The sequence below is a fragment of the Paenibacillus hubeiensis genome, from assembly GCF_032334105.1.
Classification (GTDB): domain Bacteria; phylum Bacillota; class Bacilli; order Paenibacillales; family Paenibacillaceae; genus Paenibacillus; species Paenibacillus hubeiensis.
The window spans coordinates 309,848-330,360 of the sequence record NZ_JAVYAE020000003.1 but is presented as its reverse complement, the minus strand read 5'-3'; the positions used below and the strand labels follow the sequence as shown (position 1 = coordinate 330,360).

The following is a 20,513-nucleotide window of genomic DNA, read 5'->3' as shown; positions in this document are numbered from 1 at the left end:
TAAACTAGATTACGAACGGCTGATGCTTTATACAACCCATACATCGGAGGAGTTTATCCGTCAGGAATGTACGACCAGACTACTTCTGCTGAATCTATGGATCCCGAACGATAAGCCCATGAGGAAAAATGGCTGTTCTATGACCGCTATGCCCCTGCTTGGGCGATGAAATGTACGCAAATTCCCCAATTGTACCTACCCCGGAGACTTCAAATTACACTATTCTTTTCTCGTAAGGAAAGCGCTACCATTTATCGACTGAATTTCATTTACAGAGGAGGTAGGAATGAATTTGAAACGAATGGGGAACAGGTTGGCGACGGGGCTGTTGGTGCTAATCATGACGGCAGTGCAATTCGGCTTTATTGGAACGACACGCAACGTGGCTGAGGCGGCGGATGCCAGTTTGGCCGAGAAACCGTACATGGGCTGGAGCAGTTACAGCATGCAAGTGTATGAGCCCTCCGGTCAGTGGACATCCGCAGAGAGCATCAAGAAGCAATCCGATGCCATGCGTGAGAAACTGCAAGCCCACGGCTATGAATACATCAACATCGATGCAGGCTGGAATGGAGACATGGATGAATACGGGAGGCCCATTCCGAGCGAAAAGCTGTATCCGAACGGGTTTCAGGAAGTGATCGATTACGTGCACAACAATGGACAGAAGATCGGTATCTATCTGATCCCTGGATTGTCCATCGATGCATATAACCAGAATCTCGAAATTTACGGAACGGATGGCGCCTGTCGCATGCAGGATATCGTGTACCAACCATTAACCGTAATGGATTATTGGAATTCTTATACGTACAAGATCGACTTTTCGAATCCGTGTTCCCAGAAATACGTGGATTCCATTGCGGATATGTTAGGTGAATGGGGAATCAACTTCGTCAAGTTCGACAGCGTAACTCCGGGATCGGGGATAAACAACCTGAGCCGGGATGCGCGCGGGGACGTAGAAGCGTGGTCGAAGGCGCTGGCGCGGCATGACATCTGGTTCGAGCTTTCCTGGGCGTTGGACCATAATTACGTAGACTTTTGGAAAAAGCACGCCAATGGATGGCGCATCGATTGGGACGTCGAGGCATACGACAGCAGCGTAGGGCTGACGCAATGGGCGAATATCGCCCGCTTGTTCCCGATCGCGGCATTGTGGTGGCGGGATGCGGGGCCCGGAGGATGGAACGACTTCGATTCCTTGAATGTCGGCAATGGTTCAATGGATGGACTCACGAAGGACGAGCGCAAAACGGCCATGACGTTCTGGGCGATTTCCTCTGCGCCATTGTATACGGGAAATGATTTGACCAGACTGGACAGCTATGGCTTGGAGCTGTTGACGAATGACGAGGTCATTGCCGTTAATCAGGCGGGCCGCCCGGCTCATCCCGTATCAATGGATACTAAGCAGCAGGTATGGTACGCCAACAACGGGGATGGAACATACAGCGTAGCCTTGTTTAACCTGGCTAACCGGAGCGCCGAGGTCAACGTCAAATGGAGCGATATCGGGTTGGAAGGTCCCGCTTCGGTTCGCGATCTGTGGAGCCATTCGGAGCTGGGCACCTTCAACGAGGGCTTCAGCGGAGGTTTGTTGGAACCCCATGCTTCGCGAATGCTGAAAGTGACGGCGCTAAGCGGCACGTCGACGGTGAACAACGATGACACAGGCATGCGGTATCACGGCGAATGGAAGCGCAACGGGGGCAAAGAACAATCCGAAGGCACGCAGGACCTGTCCCTTACAATTCGAGACTCTGCAACCGCTGGTTCGGAATCCGCGATTGCAGATTTGCCTGAAGGTGCAAATGCGACGAACGATGAACCCGCCGCCGTATTGGAAGACAACGCTGCCGTAACCGATGTGGTTTACGTTAACGATGACAGCAGTGACATTCAATACACGGGAACATGGAGCCACAATTCGGGGCGTGGTTTGGGCGACCATAACGATGATGTGCATTTTACGGAAAAGAACGGCGATTATTTCGAATACACGTTTACGGGTACGGGGATTGAGCTGCTGACGGAAAAGCATGGGGAACAAGGGGACATGATCATCACGCTTGATGGCGGAGAGCCAGAGAAGGTGAGTGCATATACCGACGGTGACCGGGAAGTACAGCAGATCCTGTACAGCAAACGGGATTTGCCTAATGGCACACATACTCTAAAGGCTGTGAAAGATTCCGGGCAGTACATGCTCCTGGATGCACTTACAGTAACCAAGGAAGTGCCGACAGGCGAGCAGGACAGTACGATTCAACCGACCGTCACCAACTTCGACAAAGCGGTGGAACAGCAGAAGGATATCTCGATTACGCTGAACTTGAACGGCAATACCTTCGTAGGTGTCGAACGAGACGGCGTTCTTCTGGGCGAGAATGATGTTGAGGTGGCTGAAAACACGCTGACCATCAAGAAAGCATATCTTGCGCAGCTTCCCGTGGGCACAACGACGCTGAGCGTCACTTTTAGCAGCGGCAGCCCACAGGTCCTGACGGTGAAGGTCAGCGATACGACAGGCGTGCGCTTCGTGACGATCAACAACGATGACCCGGCCATCAAATATAACGGGAACTGGAACCGCAGCACGGGTAGAGGGTTTGGCGACTACAAGGACGATGTGCACTATGCCGAGCAGAACGGCGAATATTTTGAATACGAGTTCAGAGGAACGGGCATTCAATTGTTCACGGAAGTCGACCCGTCACAGGGGGACATGGATATCTACGTGGACGGCGAGTTTAAGGAAACGGTCAGCGCGTACCGCACCGATCGACTGGCACAACAGAACCTCTACAGCATCTCGGGTCTGACGAACGGATTGCACACGCTGAAGGCAGTGAAGAAATCGGGACGCTTCATGCTGCTTGACATGCTTAAGGTGGAGATTCCGAATAGCATCCAACCGGTAAGCGCCGTGTTTGACAAAGCGGAAGCCGCTCAGGCAGACATCGAAGTGAGGCTGCTGCAGGAGCCGGCAAGTTTCAGCAAAATCAAAAACGGGTCCAGTGAGTTGGTGAAAGGAACCGACTATGAAGTTTCAGGCGATCTGATCACCTTGAAAAAATCATATCTTGCCGCCCAGCCGCTCGGTACGTTAAACCTCACCTTTGTTTTTAGCGGCGACTACCTCAATGATGTGCACTATTCGGCAGAGAACGGCGATTATTTTGAATATGTCTTCAAAGGCACCGGCATTCGCATGATTACGCCGACCGGTCCGGAACAGGGAGAGGTCGACATTTACGTTGACGGACAATGGGTTCAAACGGTAGACGCATACAGCGCAGGCCGTAAAAACATGCAGGAGATATTCAGCGTATCCGGATTAACAGCAGGGGCGCATAAACTCAAGGCCGTCAAGAAATCCGGGGAACTGATGTTCACGGATCAGTTGAAATTCACGATTGCGTCTGGCAACGAGGGGCCTACGAACCCAACAAACCCAACAAACCCGACAAACCCGACAAACCCAACCAATCCGACAAACCCATCGGATCCATCGGTACCATCCGGCCCAAGCGGACCGTCAACGGCTGCACCTACTCCGGGAACAGGCACCCATGAGGAAACCGCAGGCAGCACGGATCAGGAGCTTCTTCGTCATCGGGCTTATATCCATGGCTATGCCGACGGATGGTTCAGACCGAATCGCCAGATTACCCGTGCGGAAATGGCGAGCATTTTGGCCAAGGTTTACGATCAAGAAGCAGCAGAAACCAATGCTGCATTCAGCGACGTACCTTCCGACCATTGGGGAGCGGAGGCGATTGCCAAGGTTGCCAAAACGGGACTGATGAAAGGGTACAAGGACGGTACGTTCAAGCCGGATCAACCGTTAACCCGCGCAGAAATGGCCATCCTTGCTGTTGCTGCAGCCGCGTCGAAATCACCGGTGTCAGGAAGCGGATTTACCGATATCCGCGGCCACTGGGCAGAAGAGGCGATCCTCGCGGCGCAAGGCGCAGGCATGTTGAATGGCTACAAAGATGGAACATTCCGTCCCAAAGCGCTGTTGACGCGAGCCGAAGCCGTTGCTGTGATCAATCGTGCGCTGGGCAGAGGGCCGTTATCCGGCATTTCGCAGCCAAGATGGGGCGATGTTCCGGCTTCGCATTGGGCTTTCGGAGATATTGAGGAGGCATCGACCGATCATGCGGCGAAGCCAGGTGCAACAGGTGGAGAACAATGGGTGGATGAAACGCAGCAAAAATAGAAAGCGAAATAAACCGCAAAACAAACACACACGTTAACGGAGAGGCAGAAGCAATTTGGAGAAGCGAAGCGTTCGCCTTTATCACCGGATTTTCCCCTTAGAAAAGGGGGATCAAAAAATCTGGGGATAACAGCGATCGGAAGATGGTACTGTACTTGCAGTGCCCTAGTGTGATGATTAGTGCGATTTATAGAGATTGTCTTTGGGGACCACGCGGTGGTCCCTTTTTTCTGAATAAAGGAAGTGGGCGCAGGTCAATTCATATGTCGCAGGAGATGCAGTCACATAGGGGTGAGCATCGTGGAAAAAAACATTGGATGAAACGCGAAAGTGGTATAATCTGTGTTTATGATAACGCTACCAACATCTCTGCAAGGGGAGGGTCTACCCATTAGAAATTCCAGCGTGTTTCGGAAGTTTTTAATTTCCTACGTGATCATTTTGGTGATTCCCAGCATCGGCGGATATATGTCCTATTTGACCTCCATATCCGTTACCCGGTCGATCTCCATCGAAAACGGGGTTATCCAGCTCCAGAAGGGCCAAGACATTTTGGAGCGCCGCATGGCTGAGGTGGAGGCGTTCACCAGACAGCTTGCGGTCAATCGGGAATTGAACGTGCTCATGAACGAACGGGACAACGAAACCAATGTGTACGGCATTTGGAGAACGATGGAGAACGTGCTTTCGTTTGGCCGCAGCAACGATTTTTTGCAAAATTATTATATTTACCTCGCGAACTACAATCTGATTCTGACGCCGGGTTCGTCATACAGGCCGAATCATTATTATGCCGATTTCCATTATAACGACCTGTCATTGGAGGAATGGACAAAGGAAATATTGGATACCCACCACCGCAGCGAAATCAAGCCGCTCAGCCCGTTTATGACGAGAGGCCAGCAAACGTCGGTCATCACGTACATGCAGTCGTTGCCGTTGGACAGCTTTAACGATTCATCGCCGGCGGTCGCCGTCGTTTTGATTGACGAAAAGCTGATTACGGGACTGCTGTCCGGCATGACGGAGCGCTACGGCGGTTGGGTTCGGATCAGCGATTCGCAGGGAAAAACCATTGCGCTAAAGGGAAGCGAAGAAGCGGAGATGGCCAACATGTCCCTTGATCCGAAGTTCGACCCGAGCAAGGCCAGCCAGTTTTATGGGGACGATCTGGTCATTACCACGCAATCCAAAACCAACGGGTGGGTGTATCAAGCGGGAATCCCGCGCGACCTGCTGCTCGAGAATGCCAACAAAATCAAGAAAACGAGCATGCTCATCACCGGCGGCACGCTGCTTATCGGACTTGTGGTGGGGTTAGTGCTGGCTTACCGCCACAGCGTACCCATCAACCGGCTGCTGAGCGTCATGAAAGAACAATTCGGGAAGGATGAGCGCTCGTCCAGAAACGAGTTCGACTTTCTGAGCGGGAATATCGCCGACATGATTACGAAAAACAAGCAGCTCGAATCCGAGCTGAACCGCCAGCTTCCGCTGGTGAGGGATGCATTCCTGAAAAGGATGTTCTCCGGCGAATTCAAATCCAGGGAGGAGATTCACTCCGCTTCGGAGCAAGCGGGAGTTCGTTTGCGGCAAAGTACGGGGTATGCAGGCATCGTCCAGATTAAAGGCTATGGCAGCATGGACAATGTCGAGGTCCTGAATGAGCTGAACGCATCCCGTCTGCTGCTGAAACAGGCGATGGCGGCCCTTGGCGCAGATGCATTAATGACGGATTGGGATTCGGACAAAGTCGCCATCCTGTTTTTCTCTGCCGAGGAGGATGAAGAATCAGATCGTGCCGTGAACGAGATCACGCATACGATGGAGAGTCTGGCGGAATACCTCTTTAATGAATATCGAATAACCATCCAGTCGGGCTTTGGTCAGCTTTTTGCCTCCTTGACCGAAGTGAGCCTTTCTTTCGAGCAAGCCCATCAAGCGCTGGAATATGCCATCCACACGAACCGAAAGGGCATGGTTTGGAACAACGAAGCCCATATCGAACATACGACCTATTATTATCCGCTGGATTCCGAGCAGCGCCTGATCACGACGATTCGGGCCGGAGAGCTGGAAGCAGCCGAGCGGATCGTTGAGGGCATCATCGCGCAAAACATGCAGCAGCGGGAGCTGTCCATCGAAATGAAGCATCAGCTGATCGGTGAGATGAAGGGAACATTCATCAAACTGCTGGATCAGAAAGTATTCACCGAATACGACGCTGCCGAGGATATTAAACGGCTTGTTATCGATATCTCGCTTTCAGAGCCGCTGGAAAGCATCAAAACCACCTTGTTTGCAATCATGAAAGAGCTGTGCGGATTCATTGCCAACAAAAAGAAAGACGTCCACGGCCAAATCGTCAAGCAAATCAAAGCATACACGGCCGAAATGTATTCGGATACCGAGCTTACACTGTACAGAGTTGCCGAACATGTCGAACGTCCGGAGAAGTATATTTCGCAATTGTTCAAGGAATATACAGGCATCAATTTCTCCGATTATTTGATCAAGGTCCGCATGGATCAAGCGATGGTTCTGTTAAATGAGAGCAAATACACGGTGGATGAAATTGCGTCCAGAGTCGGATACAACAGCTCGCACTCTTTCAGGCGTGCCTTTAAAAGACTGAATGGCATATCCCCAAGCGTGTACAGACAATCGGGTGGCGGTTAAACGCTGCGGGTTCTTGAACCGGCTTTGGCATGTATGGGACAGAGCGGCCTTTTTAGGGGCAGATGTACCGGTGCAAACGGAAAAATGGCCGTTCTGGCGCTGTTTTGTGCCCCTGATCACAGGATAACTGTACGCCGAACGGCGCAATTGTACCTGTTTATGGGATGGCCGTTTCCTCTATGATCAATTTGTGGAAAGCGCTATCATTTTCCTGTTCCACAGACTGTCGTTAGGGGGGGTTGTTCTGAAGGAAGAAGTCACCGTAAATCGCAGGTCATTGCCGCAGAGAGCAGAAACGAGCTTTTGGATCGATGCCCGCAAAAAAATGAAGAAACACTGGCAATTGCATCTGCTGGTTATTCCGCCCTTGCTGTTTTTTCTCATATTCAAGTATTACCCGATGATCAATACGGTCCTTGCCTTCAAGGATTATAACGTCATCAAAGGAATATGGGGAAGTCCGTGGGTTGGATTCCAACATTTCCGACTCTTTTTCGAAAATCCGTTATTCTGGACACTGGTTAAGAACACGATCTTGCTCAGCGGGTATTTGCTGCTGGCCGGATTTCCGATCCCCATCCTATTGGCACTGATGATCAATGAAGTGAGGGGGACGAAGTTCAAAAAATTCGTGCAGCTCGTCTCGTTCGCGCCCTATTTCATTTCAACGGTGGTGATGGTTTCGATCATTATGCTGTTTCTGGCGCCACGGCTCGGATTTGCCAACATTGCCCTTCATTTCTTCGGGCTTGAATCGGTCAATTTCCTTGGCGAACCCGGCATGTTCCGTTCGATCTACGTGTGGTCCGACATTTGGCAGACTGCGGGTTATAGTGCCGTCATTTATTTGGCTGCGCTCGCCGGCATCGATCCGACGCTCTACGAAGCGGCCAAAGTCGACGGTGCCTCGCGGTTTCAAAAAATCCGCCACGTCGACCTGCCGGGAATTGTGCCGACCATCGTGATCATTCTGATCCTCAATGTAGGCAATGTCATGGCCATCGGCTTCGAGAAGGTGTACCTGCTGCAAAATCCGCTCAATCTTGCTAACTCGGAAATCATTGCAACCTATGTTTACCGGATCGGCCTGCTGAACGCCAACTATAGCTTTGCGACGGCAGTCGGCCTGTTCAACTCGCTGATCAATCTCGTTTTGCTGCTGACCGTGAACGGTTTGGCCAAAAAAGCGACCAACCACAGCATCTGGTAGGAAAGGAGGTTTCCCATGGCAGTACCCGTGCAGAAACGGATTCAAGAATCCGCCGCCGACAGGACATTCCTGATTGCGATTTACATCGTGCTCAGTCTTGTCGCGTTGGCCGTCATCTATCCGCTCATTTTCATTATCAGCAGTTCGTTCAGCAGCCCGGCAGCCGTCACGTCCGGTCGTGTATGGTTATGGCCGGTCGACGTTTCGCTCAGTGGATATAAAGCCTTGTTCCACACGCCCGAAATTTTGACGGGCTATGGGAATTCGATCTTTTATACCGCAGCAGGAACCATCATCAGCGTGGTGCTGACCATCATGATTGCCTACCCGTTATCGCGGAGAAGCTTCTTTGGCCGAAATGCTTTGATGATGGTCATTACCTTTACGATGATCTTCAGCGGCGGTTTGATTCCGACGTACATGGTCGTCAAGCAGCTCCATCTGATCGATACCCGCTGGGCGCTTCTGATCCCGAATGCGATCTGGGTCTGGCAGGTCATCATCGCCCGTTCGTTCTTCAAATCCTCCATTCCCGAGGAGCTGCTGGAAGCGAGCGAAATGGACGGCTGCAGCGACATGCGCTTCATATGGAGCATCGTGCTTCCTTTATCCAAACCGATCATTGCGGTTCTGGTCCTCATGTATGCGGTAGGGCAGTGGAATGCGTATTTCGATGCTCTGATTTATCTGAAATCGGCGGATTTGTTCCCATTGCAGCTGATTCTGCGCAGCATCATCATCCAGAACAACAGCGCAGGGGCGATGGATGCAGCGAAAATGGTGGAGCGGCAGCAGCTGGCCGAACTGCTGAAATATGCTTTGATCGTAGTTGCCACGCTGCCCGTGCTGGTTATTTATCCGTTCGTGCAGCGCCATTTCGTACAGGGAATGCTGGTCGGTTCGGTTAAGGGATAATTCCGGCGGCCAAAAACTAAAGGGAGTGATCGGATTTGAAAAAAGGCCTCATCATGATGCTTATGCTGTTGATGCTGTTCACGCTTGCGCTGAGTGGATGTTCAAGCGATAATGCTTCCGCACCGGAGTCCGGGGGATCGTCAACGGGGAATGGTCCGGTGAATATTAGCGTATTTTCCGTGCAGGAATCCGGAATCGACATTCCGACCAACCAATTCACGAAATTCGTGGAAGACAAATTCAACATCAAATTCAACTGGCAGATCAATCCGTCTGACGGAGCCAAGGAAAAACGGCAAATCTCGCTGGCGAGCGGCGACTACCCCGATGCTTATCTGCTGACGCATTACATCGACCAATTTTCACAAGCAGACCTTCTGAAATACGGCAAACAAGGGGTTTTGGTGCCTCTGAACGATCTGATCGACAAGTATGCACCCAATATCAAAGCCGCGATGGAAAGCAACGAGAACCTGAGAACGTTGAACACCGCGCCGGATGGCAATATTTATGGTCTGGTTGCCTATACCGAGTGTTTCCACTGCTCGTATTCAAGCAAGATGTGGATCAATACCGAGTGGTTGAAGAAGCTGAACCTGGAGATGCCCAAGACGACGGAAGAATTCAAAAACGTATTGAAAGCGTTCAAAACGCAGGACCCGAACGGCAACGGCAAAGCGGATGAAGTGCCGCTCAGCGGTTCGATCGAGGAATTCGGCGTACGCGTCGTTCCGTTTCTCATGAACGCCTTTGTATACGACGATGACCGGAATTACCTGCAAATGTCCGGAGGCAAGGTGCAATCCGCGGCGATCACGCCCGAGTGGAAAGAAGGATTGACGTACATCAAGTCTTTGTTCGATGAAGGATTGATCGATCCGGGTGCCTTTACGCAGAATGCCGAAGCGTTCAAAAAAATCGGGGAAAACGCGGATGCCGAAATTTTGGGCGCAGGCGCGGGCATGCATCCGGCGATCTTCGTGAACATCGATCCGGGCAACACGCGATCGGCTCATTACAATGCTGTGCCACCGATTACAGGTCCTCATGGCGTGTCCTATGCGACGCATGACGGAGGAGGCGTGCAGCCTGGAGCCAAATTCGTCATCACGAACAAAGCCAGCGAAGAAGCGCAGATCGCCTTGATCAAAATGGTGGACTATATGTTCACTCCCGAAGGCCAGACGAACGGGGCTAGCGGCTTGAAAGGGATCGACTGGACCGATCCCGGAGAGGCAGACGTCGCACTGGGCAAGGATTCCAAGGCGGTCGTCAAACTGATCCCGATGGCCGAGGGAGAGGCACCGCGGAATGCAGGCTGGAGCGGCATGGCTCACTTCTACATGCCGAAAGAATATCGCGACACGTTTGTGCAAGGAACCGATATTTACGCATCCGACGGTTACGAACGCAGACTTTACGATGCAACGCTGCTGTATGAAGGACATGAACCGAAAGAGCTGTTCCCGATCTGGTCGGTCTGGATCGATCCGGCTGAGATCGATGAGGCCAGCTTGCTGCAAACCAACATCAAAAATTACATCGAACAAAATACGCTCCAGTTCATTACGGGCAACAAGGATCTGGACAAAGACTGGGACGCATACGTCAAAGGATTGCAGGATCTGAAGCTGGACCGTTATCTCGAGATTTTGCAAAAGGCGTATGAGGCTTCCAAGTAATTTGGGATAAAGCCGGTACACTCGGGTGCTGCCGCAAAAAGGGCACCTGAGTGTGCTTTGTCTATGAACAGGAGGCCGTTTGTTCGGTTCGGCACATTCATAGCACTGGACGAGGGGCTTACGAAGCGATTTCTCTGATGGGAGGACGAAATGGACGATTTCAAATTATGGTACTCTACCCCTGCGGTTACGTGGGCTCAAGGTCTGCCGCTGGGCAATGGAAGAATCGGTGCGGTGGTTATGGCCGATGTGCATCGCGAGGTGTGGAGCATGAGCGAGCTTACGTACTGGTCCGGCCAAGCGGACGAGGACCCCGCGTTTGCTTCAACGGGAGGCAGAGCAGCGCTGGATGAGATGAGGCATCATTTTTTCTCCGGCAATATCGATGAAGGCGATCGTTTGGCCAAGCAGCATCTGCAGCCGCCAAAGCGGAATTACGGCACAAATCTTGGATTGTGCGAAGTGGTGATCGAATTCAGCGATACCGACGTGGACAGCTATGAATATGCAAGCTTCAGGCGGGAACTCGATCTAGGCGAAGCGATAGCAAAGGCAGAGTGGGTGAGCAAGGGCACTACGTTGTCTCGCGAGGTTTTTGCCACACATGCGGATGACCTTGTCGCCTCAAGAGTGTGGAGCAACGTCTCGGGAAACGTATCGTTTACCCTTTGGCTGGAAGGAAGTACGGAGTCGTTTCAGGCGATCGCCATTGATGACAGTACGCTGGGTTTCAACGGACAGGCAACAGAAACCGTGCATAGCGACGGGACTTGCGGGGTAGGGGCCGAAGGCTGCGTAAAGGTAGTTGTTTCAGGCGGCACGGTGAGTGAGCAAAATGGGCGAATGACGGTGATGGGTGCAGATGAGGCAATCATCTATTTTACGGTCAGCACAGACTACCGCCGTATAGGTTCCGATTGGAAAAAGGAGAGCCGTTTCACGCTGGATCAGGCGCTGAGGAAAGGATATGCGCGTTTGCGACAGGACCATATCGACGATTACGCCGAGCCATTCGGCAAGGTGCGCATTCAGCTGAACGGCCCGGTGCATGCCGACCTGCCTACCGACCAACGCATCCGGTCACTGGCGCAGGACGGGGATGACGACCCGCAGCTGTTTGCATTGTTCCTGCAATACGGCCGTTATTTGACCATTGCGGGCTCACGCAGTGATTCCCCGCTGCCGATGCATCTCCAAGGGGTTTGGAATGACGGCGAGGCATGCCGCATGGGTTGGAGCTGCGATTATCATCTGGATATCAATACCCAGATGAATTATTACCCGACGGAGATCGCGAATCTGGGGGAAAGCCTCCTTCCTTTGTTCAATTATATCGAAGACTTGGCGGAGGCAGGCCGATCGACGGCTCGACAATTATACGGCAGCGACGGCTGGGTGGCCCATGTTTTCTCCAATGTGTGGGGCTTCACGCTTCCCGGCTGGGAAACGTCATGGGGGCTGAATGTTACGGGGGGATTGTGGCTCGCATCCCACTTGATCGAGCACTATGAGTACCATCAGGATCGCGAATTTCTGGAAAGCACGGCCTATCCGGTGCTAAAGGAAGCGGCCGTTTTTTTTCTGGATTATATGACAGTCCATCCGAAATATGGCTGGCTGGTGACAGGCCCGTCGAACTCCCCGGAAAATCATTTCTATGCCGATAATGCCGGATGTACCGTTCACCAGTTGTCCATGGGTCCAACGATGGATCAAATGCTGGTGCGCGAGTTATTCGAGTTTTGCCTGACAGCGGCGAAGCTGCTGAATCGGGATGAAGGGCTTAGAACCAGGCTGGAGGAAGCCACTGCCATCTTGCCGCCGCTGCAAATCGGCCGGAAAGGTCAGCTTCAGGAGTGGTTGGAGGATTATGAAGAAGCACAGCCGGAGCATCGGCATTTGTCGCACATGGTTGCCTTGTATCCGCGGAACCGAATCACGCCTGAGCGGACACCGGAGCTGAGCAAGGCAGCGCGTGTGACGCTGGAGAACCGGATGTCCCAGGAAGAATTGGAGGATGTCGAATTTACGGCCGCCTTGTTCGGTATGTGCTTTGCCAGGCTGCATGACGGTGAGACGGCATACAGACATATCCGCCATTTAATAAGCGGACTTTGCTTTGATAACCTGCTAACCTATTCGAAGTCGGGGATCGCGGGGGCGGAGAGCAACATATTTGTCATTGACGGGAATATGGGAGGTACCGCTGCCATTGCGGAAATGCTGCTGCAGGGCGATCAAGGAGAGATCCGTTTGTTGCCTGCGCTGCCGCAAGCATGGAGCACGGGAACCGTATCCGGTCTTCGGGTCAAAGGCAATGCCGAGGTGGATATGACTTGGGAGAGCGGCAAGCTAGCGTCGGCAACCATTCGCACATTATCGACAGGAACGTTTACCGTGTGTACGCAAGGGTTTAAAACGACGTTTCAGGCTGAAGCGGGTGGAAGAACTCATTTCAACGATAGACTGGAACGGGTCGAATAACGATATGAGCCTGCAACCCGTCATGCGTTTTGATTCATGGTTGGAATGATGTTCACGATCAGAAGGAATACAACCGTTCTTTAAGCCGTTCATAAGCCGCCTTGGAGCGGCTTTTTCTGTTGTTTCTTGCTTAGATTAACTTGAGTAAACTGCCTGCCCAACCATCAACACCTGTAAATCAAGCACTCAACATGAAAGGATCCAACATTGACGCTCCTTCCTTGGAAGCGTTTTAATTATAGTAGTTACGCAAGAGGATCAAGGGGAGGTCATCATATGATGCTGAAAGTGAAAACGCTTCGATGCGAACATTTCAACAATCCGATTGGGCTGGGGTGCCCGAAGCCGCGGTTAAGCTGGCACATCGAATCCGACAGCATGTATGTCACGCAGAAACGGGTCCAACTGCAGGTCGCTTTGAATGCGGCATTCGATTCGCTGATCTGGAACCATTTCGCTTACTCGGAGCAATCCGTTCTTGTTCCATACGAAGGGCCGCCGTTGGAATCGGGCCAACGATATTATTATCGGGTCAAAGTATGGGCCCAAGGGGCAGGGGATGCGGAGCCGCAAGAGTCCGCGTGGAGCGAGCCGGCATTTTGGGAAATGGGGCTGCTGCATGAACAGGATTGGAAAGCGCAATGGATCACTGTCCAGAAGCGAAGCATCCACGAAGGCTTTCAGGCGCGGGCACCATTTGCGACCACCAAAACTTTCTCGGTAGGGGGCAAGGTTAGCAAAGCCGTTATTTATGCGACCTGTCTCGGATTGTATGAATTACAGTTGAATGGGCAAAGAGTAGGCGAGGCCTACTTCACCCCGGGATGGACGGATTATAACGATCGCATACAGGTACAGACCTATGACGTCACCGATCTTATTGGCCAGCAGCATAATTCCATTACAGCAACGGTGGGTGAAGGCTGGTACAGCGGTTATCTAGGATGGCAAAAGCGCAAGGACACGTATGGGGATACCAATGCCTTGCTGCTGCAAATGAAAATTAGCTATGAAGACGGCCGCACCGAGCTGATCTGCTCCGATGCCACTTGGGAAGAAACGGGCTCCGCCATTCTGATGTCGGACATCTATAACGGCGAAATTTATGATGCAAGGCTTGCGTTGCCGAAAGACGGAAATCCAACCGTGAATGAACGCAAAATGATGAAAGTCATGCCGTTTCCTTTGAGCCATCTGGTTGCCCAGGAGAACGAACCCGTGCGGATCATGAATCGTCTCCGACCGGTTGAACTCATTCGAACGCCCAAAGGGGAGCTTGTGCTGAACTTGGGGCAAAACATGGTGGGATGGCTGGAATTCAAAGTCAAAGCACCAAGGGGCACGATCTTGAATCTGGTTCACGGCGAGGTATTGGATCAGGAAGGAAACTTTTATCGGGATAATATTCGGGATGCGGCACAGCAGATTACGTACATCTGCAGCGGAAATGGCACGGAAACGTATCGGCCGCATTTTACGTTCCAGGGCTTTCAGTACGTGAAGCTTGAAGGTTTTCCGGACGGGATCACGATTGAAGATTTCACCGGCGTTGTACTGCATTCGGGTATGGAGTCGATCGGTACGTTCGAAACGTCCGATCCCAAGCTCAATCAGCTGCAGCATAACATCGTTTGGGGACAGAAGGGGAACTTTCTGGATGTGCCGACCGATTGCCCGCAGCGTGATGAACGGTTAGGATGGACCGGTGATGCGCAGATTTTTGCGAGAACGGCCAGTTTCAATATGAATGCGGCTTCTTTTTTTCGCAAATGGCTGAAAGATTTGGCTTACAACCAGATGGAAGACGGGGCGGTTCCTTTTGTCGTTCCGGACGTACTTAAAGGGACGTTTGCAGATAACACAGGGAGAACGACAGCGGCTTGGGGAGATGCAGCCGTCATTTGCCCGTGGACGATCTATCAGTGTTATGGCGACAAGCAAATTTTGGCTCAGCAATACGAGAGCATGAAGGCTTGGGTCGACTACGTACGAGCACAAGGAAACGAAGAATGTCTATGGGATACCGGACTGCAGCTCGGAGACTGGCTGGCATTGGACAGCGAGGAAGGAAGTTATTTCGGGGCAACGGACGGAACGTTGGTCGCCACGGCCTACTTTGCGTATTCAACGCAGATCGTCGCGCAAACGGCCAAACTGCTCAATCGTTATACCGACTACAAAACCTACAAGTCTTTGCACGAAGGCATCAAAGCGGCATTTGCCGCCCGATACTTCAACGAGGCAGGCCAGCTCACCTCCAAAACACAGACTGCACAGGTCATCGCTCTGCACTTTGATTTGGTGCCAGAAGAGCATAAAAAGCAAGTCATCCAGGAACTCGTTCGGCTCATTGAAAAGAAAAACATGCATCTGGATACCGGTTTTGTCGGCACACCATATCTTTGCCTGGTTTTATCCGACAATGGCTATGCGGATGTAGCCTATACATTATTGTTCCAAAACGATTACCCTTCATGGCTCTATCAAGTTGAACGGGGAGCAACGACCATGTGGGAGCATTGGGACAGCATCAGAGAGGACGGATCGTTCTGGAGTACGGCGATGAATTCGTTTAACCACTATTCATATGGTTCGATCGGCGATTTCATGTATCGCAGCATTGCGGGAATCGATCTGATGGAGGCGGGTTACAAAAAATCGCGAATCGCCCCCAAACCCCCGGTTAATCTGACGTCGGCACGCGGCAAACTGGAAACGCCATATGGAGCCCTTGAGGTTCAATGGCAAATCGTGGAAGGGAAAATGCTGCTTAAAGTGAATATCCCGCACAATACAACAGCCGCAATTACGCTGCCAGGCGTAAAGGAACCGGATGTATTGCAGCGGACCATTGCTGCGCAGTATCCTTCGATTGCGAATCCGCCAGTTAACATTCCGCCGGAATTGGCCGGGAAAATGGGGATAGAGGGGAACGCGGAGGTGTTCTGCAACAATGGAGAGAACGGATTGACATTTACAGCAGGTTCAGGACAATACACGTTCCAGTATAAATACGAGCCGGCTCTTGCCCCCGTGCATGCATCCAGAAGATAAATCGCGTAAACTAGAGGAGGGACTTGTCATGAAGACGAAAAATCGCATTTTATTCAAAACCGCCCTGCTGTCCATTTCCTTGGTCTTGACGTCAGCGAGTGCCATTTCGGCCATTATTCCGATGATGCTGAACCAGTTATCGGACGTATCCAGTTCCCTGATCGAAAGCGTAGTCACGATCCCTTCCTTCTCCATGATGCTGTTTGTGCTGCTGAGCGGCCCGATTTCTTCAAGGTTGGGCAAGAAAAATACGGTGATGCTTGGGCTCCTGCTGGTGCTGGCCGGGGGAATCCTGCCGATGTTCACAACAAATATCACTTGGATTCTCGCGTTACGACTGGTACTCGGCGCCGGGCTTGGCATATTCAACTCGCTTGCCGTCAGCTTGATCAGCGACTTTTTCGAGGGAGACGAACGGGCCCAGCTGGTGGGATTCCAAAGCGCCGTTCAAGGGCTGGGAAGCAGCCTCGCTACCTTTGTAGCCGGACAGCTTGCCTTGATCGATTGGCAGTATGCTTTCTTATGTTATGCCATTGCGCTGCCTATCGCGTTGCTGTTTTTCCTTGTCGTACCTGAACCAAAGCGCGCCGAGCCTGTTTCACAGACTCCAGCAGAAACGGGCACCAAAAGCCGTGGAGTATCGATGCCCGTGCTTGGACTGAGTGCCGCATTGTTCCTGTTTATGACGTTTATCATGATCGTGTACACCAAAACGGGCATTATGATTAGCGAGAAAAGCATGTCGAATGCCGGATTTTTGGGGACCGCATTCACATTGTTTTCCTTGTCGTCCATGGTCGCCGGGTTCTTGTTTGGCAAAATATATACATGGTTCAGAAGTTACGCTCCGTTTATTTCAAGCTTGTTGACGGCAGCAGGTTTTGTGCTGTTGTGGGTTTCCCAGAGCGTAACCATGGTGACGATCGCTATGCTGATCATTGGGTTCAGCTTTGCGTTGTTCATCCCTTATATCTTTACGACGCTGACCAAAATCGTGCCCAAAGGGAGCGAAACGATTTCCATATCAATTGCGATGGTAGGCTCCAATTTGGGAGCGTTTGCTTCACCTTACGTCATCAACGCAGTCGGCACGATGTTTGGCAATGGCACTGCATCATTCGCATTCCTCGTATCTGCCGTCGTGTTCACGGTTGCTGCGGTGATCTGTCTGGGAATTGCCGTCAAAGGAAAGGCAAATCGGGATCAGGCAGCCGTGCTGGGCGGGTAACGGTTTCTCGCTGAAAGTAGTATCCATCCACGGGCAGTCCGCTGCCCGCTTCTCCATGATCTAAGCAAAGAGGGGGTGTCGTTCATGGATCTTCAAGAGCTGGATCGCTTGCTGCGAACCAAAACGGACATCGAACGGTTGCAGCAGCGGAACAATGAGGTCATCAACGATCTTTCCGCAGAATCCGAAGACGAACGGTATTTCGACATGCAGCGGAAGATGTATCGCATGCCCGCATCGTTTTTCTTCGGCAAACACGATATTTATATTAAAAAGCATAACCGCTTCGCTCCGATGCTGGAACACATGCACGAATTCATTGAGTTGAACTATGTGTATTCAGGAACGTGCCATCAGATCATCGCCGGTAAAGAAATTCAGCTGGGCCAAGGCCAGATGTGCGTGCTGGACAAGGATGTGCCTCATAGCATCGCTCCGCTCGGGGAGAACGATATCCTTATTAATATTTTGCTGCAAAGGGAGACGATCTCTTCGCTGTTCCTGCAGCGGTTGTCGAAGAAAAAAAGCTTGATTGGCGAATTTCTGGCCAACTCGGTGCTTCAGCATCAGCACCATGATCACTTCATTATTTTCAAATCCCAGGATCACGACAACCTGCAATATATTTTGCGAAGAATGTTGATAGAGTACTATTCCGAGCAGGACGATTCGATGGAATTGGTGAAGGCGTACATGCAGATCGTGTTTGGGGAACTGGTCCGCGTATTGGAAAGCGAGCACAACATTCGCCTGAACGAGCAGGAGAACAACATCACGGCCATTTTGAATTATATGGAGGAACATTACAGGAATTTGAGCCTGCAGCAATTGTCCGACCATTTTAGCTATAACAGTACCTATTTGAGCAACAAGTTGAAAAAGGTAACCGGTTTGACGTATACGCAGCTGATTGCCAACATCAGGTTGAACGCGGCTTATTCCTTGGTCGTGAACACCCAATTGCCGTTTGAGACGATTTTCAAACAGGTCGGCTATGAGAGCATGAGTTTTTTTTATAAAAAGTTTAAACAAGTTTATGGGGCTACCCCGCAAACCATTCGCAACAATCCGTCGGCCGCGTTCTGAAGAGCAGACATCTGGCAGCGTTGGTTTGTTTTAAGTTCCAATAAAGAAAAGCTCTTGCCCGGAGTGACGGACAGGAGCTTTGTTCTATGAAAAAAATGCGGCAGGCCAGAGCACGGTTACAGAGGGATATTCAGCCATGGTTCAAGCTTCTTTTTTAACGTTTCCTTGTCGTATTGCACATATTGATTTGCCCGGTTGCGGGTCGGATCTCCCGCATAGAACCGTTCATAAAGATCATGCCTCGCTCCAAGCGGACTGCCCGTTATATCCCAAGCAAGCTGGAACAGGCGAATTTTTTCTAAAGCTTGCATCGTCGTTCCGCCAAGGTATTTGTCCAGCAAAGGTCTCAGCGGTTCATTACGATCGAAGTTTCCGGAGGGAATCTGGATCAGCCCGCCTGCAGCGATGGTTTTCAAAATTTCCACGGCACGCGGATAATACCGGCTTCCCAAATTGCGGGCGGTTTCGATGAATGGGAATGAAGGAAGCCAGTTGCCATGCGCGTCCGATTTGGCCTGGGCTTCAGAAGCGATGATCAGTCCCTCGATAGTTTGCATCTGACTGATCATCTCCCCAAGCTGTTCCTGAACGTTCAGGAAGGAATCCACGCCGATTTCGTTGGCAACCGCCGAGGTTACGGCCGTTATGAATTCCAGTTTTGCATGCAGACGAATGATGCTCTGGTGGTAAGCCAAGCTGGACGATGCGGCATTGCTGCGGATCTGCCACAATGCTTCCGGATTGTTATGTATGAGCACACGCTCCCAAGGGACCAGTACGTCGTCGAAAAAGAGGATCGCGTCCATTTCATCATAATGTGCACTGAGCGGATGACTTGGGTCGGGGGTCTTCGCAGCAAAAGATTCCCGGCATACCAGGTGCAAGCCCGGACTTGAGACAGGCACGATGACCATATGGGCCAGCTCCGGACGATCTGCCGGAATTCGCTGTACCGGATAAACGACGATATCATCTGCATAAGGGGCCGCAGTGGCCACCATTTTGGCGCCACGAAGGAATATGCCTTCGGCATTTGTTTTAACAACGCGCAGCATGGCGTCCTCATCTTGGCCGACAGGCAAGGCTCGGTTGATCTGCGGATCGCGCTGCACAATGGTCAGGAACGCGTCTTTTCGTTTGGCTTCCTGATAGTAGGCTGCTAATTTGTCTGCATAATAAGGATCGTATATTGCCATGTCATGGCGAGTCGCATACCAGCCAGTCAGACGGGAGCGGGCGTAGTCCGATAATCGGCTCATGACGCCATGGGTCCGGTCAGCCCATAGCCGAAAGGCACCCGCTCTGCGTTGGATATCGTTAGGGGAGAGGGGGAGTTGAAAAGCGCGGTGAACATATCCTGCCGTCTGCTCGTCCCAAAAAGCGACCGTATCCCTCGTTTCGGGTTCATCCGCCAGATTGAACAATCGTTCTATCGTTTGCAGCGTTCCCTGAAAAGCCGGGTGATGGGGAATGCTGACACGTTCACCGTCCAACCACACATTCCGATCGTCATTTAATCTGTGAATATATGCTTGTCCACGAGACATCGTTAAACTCATTATGTATGAGCCTCCTTATTGGCATAAGCTGCGAATCCTCGAGAAGCCAAGTTAAGTGAACAGAAGAAGTTGGGGTTCGATACAACTTGTATCTTCTGAAAGAATAACGCTCCTATGTCCGAAAAGTCAACGTTAACCGTCTAATGCAGCCAATAAGCTCGGCCATGGATCACAGCCAGGGTAGGACCAGATTCAACGAAGGTCGAAGTATCGCTTTCAAGAGAACATCAAGGACAAAAAAAAGATGTTCCTCTCAACAGGAGGAGCATCTTTTCCTTTTTCAATAACAAGGTATGTTCAGTAATGTCAAAAAAGAATTGAACTAAAACAAACGCCATGATATACTCAATAGCGTCATTGACAAAACAAATAAATTGTGTTACTAATT

The 20,513-nt window shown here is 51.4% G+C and carries 10 protein-coding genes; 9 read left to right on the top strand and 1 reads right to left on the bottom strand.

Annotated features, from left to right (window positions below):
- The first annotated feature begins 286 nt into the window (after positions 1 to 286).
- The 9 genes from RSX24_RS11520 (at position 287) to RSX24_RS11480 (ending at position 18,566) form a co-directional block, all read left to right on the top strand.
- Positions 287 to 4,228 (top strand): X2-like carbohydrate binding domain-containing protein, encoded by a 3,942-nt coding sequence (locus RSX24_RS11520; protein WP_343260658.1) that lies wholly within the window; start codon positions 287 to 289, stop codon positions 4,226 to 4,228.
- 444 nt (positions 4,229 to 4,672) lie between these two features.
- Positions 4,673 to 6,907, top strand: a complete 2,235-nt coding sequence (locus tag RSX24_RS11515) for a helix-turn-helix domain-containing protein (RefSeq protein ID WP_343260657.1) — start codon at positions 4,673 to 4,675, stop codon at positions 6,905 to 6,907.
- Between the two features lie 325 nt (positions 6,908 to 7,232).
- Positions 7,233 to 8,117 carry an ABC transporter permease gene (locus RSX24_RS11510; RefSeq protein ID WP_236414349.1) on the top strand — a complete coding sequence of 295 codons (885 nt, stop codon included), beginning with the start codon at positions 7,233 to 7,235 and terminating at the stop codon, positions 8,115 to 8,117.
- A gap of 15 nt (positions 8,118 to 8,132) precedes the next feature.
- The gene (locus RSX24_RS11505) at positions 8,133 to 9,032 is read left to right on the top strand and encodes a carbohydrate ABC transporter permease (RefSeq protein ID WP_343260656.1); all 900 of its coding nucleotides are present in this window, start codon (positions 8,133 to 8,135) and stop codon (positions 9,030 to 9,032) included.
- Between the two features lie 35 nt (positions 9,033 to 9,067).
- Positions 9,068 to 10,714 carry an extracellular solute-binding protein gene (locus RSX24_RS11500; protein WP_343260655.1) on the top strand — a complete coding sequence of 549 codons (1,647 nt, stop codon included), beginning with the start codon at positions 9,068 to 9,070 and terminating at the stop codon, positions 10,712 to 10,714.
- Positions 10,715 to 10,864: 150 nt separating this feature from the next.
- Complete coding sequence (locus RSX24_RS11495) at positions 10,865 to 13,198, top strand: glycoside hydrolase family 95 protein (protein ID WP_343260654.1); 2,334 nt, start codon at positions 10,865 to 10,867, stop codon at positions 13,196 to 13,198.
- A gap of 279 nt (positions 13,199 to 13,477) precedes the next feature.
- The gene (locus tag RSX24_RS11490; protein WP_343260886.1) at positions 13,478 to 16,252 is read left to right on the top strand and encodes a family 78 glycoside hydrolase catalytic domain; all 2,775 of its coding nucleotides are present in this window, start codon (positions 13,478 to 13,480) and stop codon (positions 16,250 to 16,252) included.
- Between the two features lie 28 nt (positions 16,253 to 16,280).
- Positions 16,281 to 17,480 carry an MFS transporter gene (locus RSX24_RS11485; RefSeq protein ID WP_343260653.1) on the top strand — a complete coding sequence of 400 codons (1,200 nt, stop codon included), beginning with the start codon at positions 16,281 to 16,283 and terminating at the stop codon, positions 17,478 to 17,480.
- 84 nt (positions 17,481 to 17,564) lie between these two features.
- Positions 17,565 to 18,566, top strand: a complete 1,002-nt coding sequence (locus RSX24_RS11480) for an AraC family transcriptional regulator (RefSeq protein WP_343260652.1) — start codon at positions 17,565 to 17,567, stop codon at positions 18,564 to 18,566.
- 116 nt (positions 18,567 to 18,682) lie between these two features.
- On the opposite strand, the gene RSX24_RS11475 is transcribed toward RSX24_RS11480, so the two are convergent.
- Entirely contained in the window at positions 18,683 to 20,125 is a 1,443-nt protein-coding gene (locus RSX24_RS11475) for a 4-hydroxyphenylacetate 3-hydroxylase family protein (RefSeq protein ID WP_343260651.1), read from the bottom strand.
- Between the last annotated feature and the right edge of the window lie 388 nt (positions 20,126 to 20,513).

What these genes read in the sequence shown, in the direction of transcription:
- RSX24_RS11520 (WP_343260658.1), top strand. Translation starts at nt 287, where the DNA reads ATGAATTTGAAACGAATGGGGAACAGGTTGGCGACGGGGCTGTTGGTG.
- RSX24_RS11485 (WP_343260653.1), top strand. Translation starts at nt 16,281, where the DNA reads ATGAAGACGAAAAATCGCATTTTATTCAAAACCGCCCTGCTGTCCATT.
- RSX24_RS11510 (WP_236414349.1), top strand. Translation starts at nt 7,233, where the DNA reads ATGAAGAAACACTGGCAATTGCATCTGCTGGTTATTCCGCCCTTGCTG.
- RSX24_RS11475 (WP_343260651.1), bottom strand. Translation starts at nt 20,125, where the DNA reads ATGAGTTTAACGATGTCTCGTGGACAAGCATATATTCACAGATTAAAT.
- RSX24_RS11490 (WP_343260886.1), top strand. Translation starts at nt 13,478, where the DNA reads ATGCTGAAAGTGAAAACGCTTCGATGCGAACATTTCAACAATCCGATT.
- RSX24_RS11480 (WP_343260652.1), top strand. Translation starts at nt 17,565, where the DNA reads ATGGATCTTCAAGAGCTGGATCGCTTGCTGCGAACCAAAACGGACATC.
- RSX24_RS11495 (WP_343260654.1), top strand. Translation starts at nt 10,865, where the DNA reads ATGGACGATTTCAAATTATGGTACTCTACCCCTGCGGTTACGTGGGCT.
- RSX24_RS11505 (WP_343260656.1), top strand. Translation starts at nt 8,133, where the DNA reads ATGGCAGTACCCGTGCAGAAACGGATTCAAGAATCCGCCGCCGACAGG.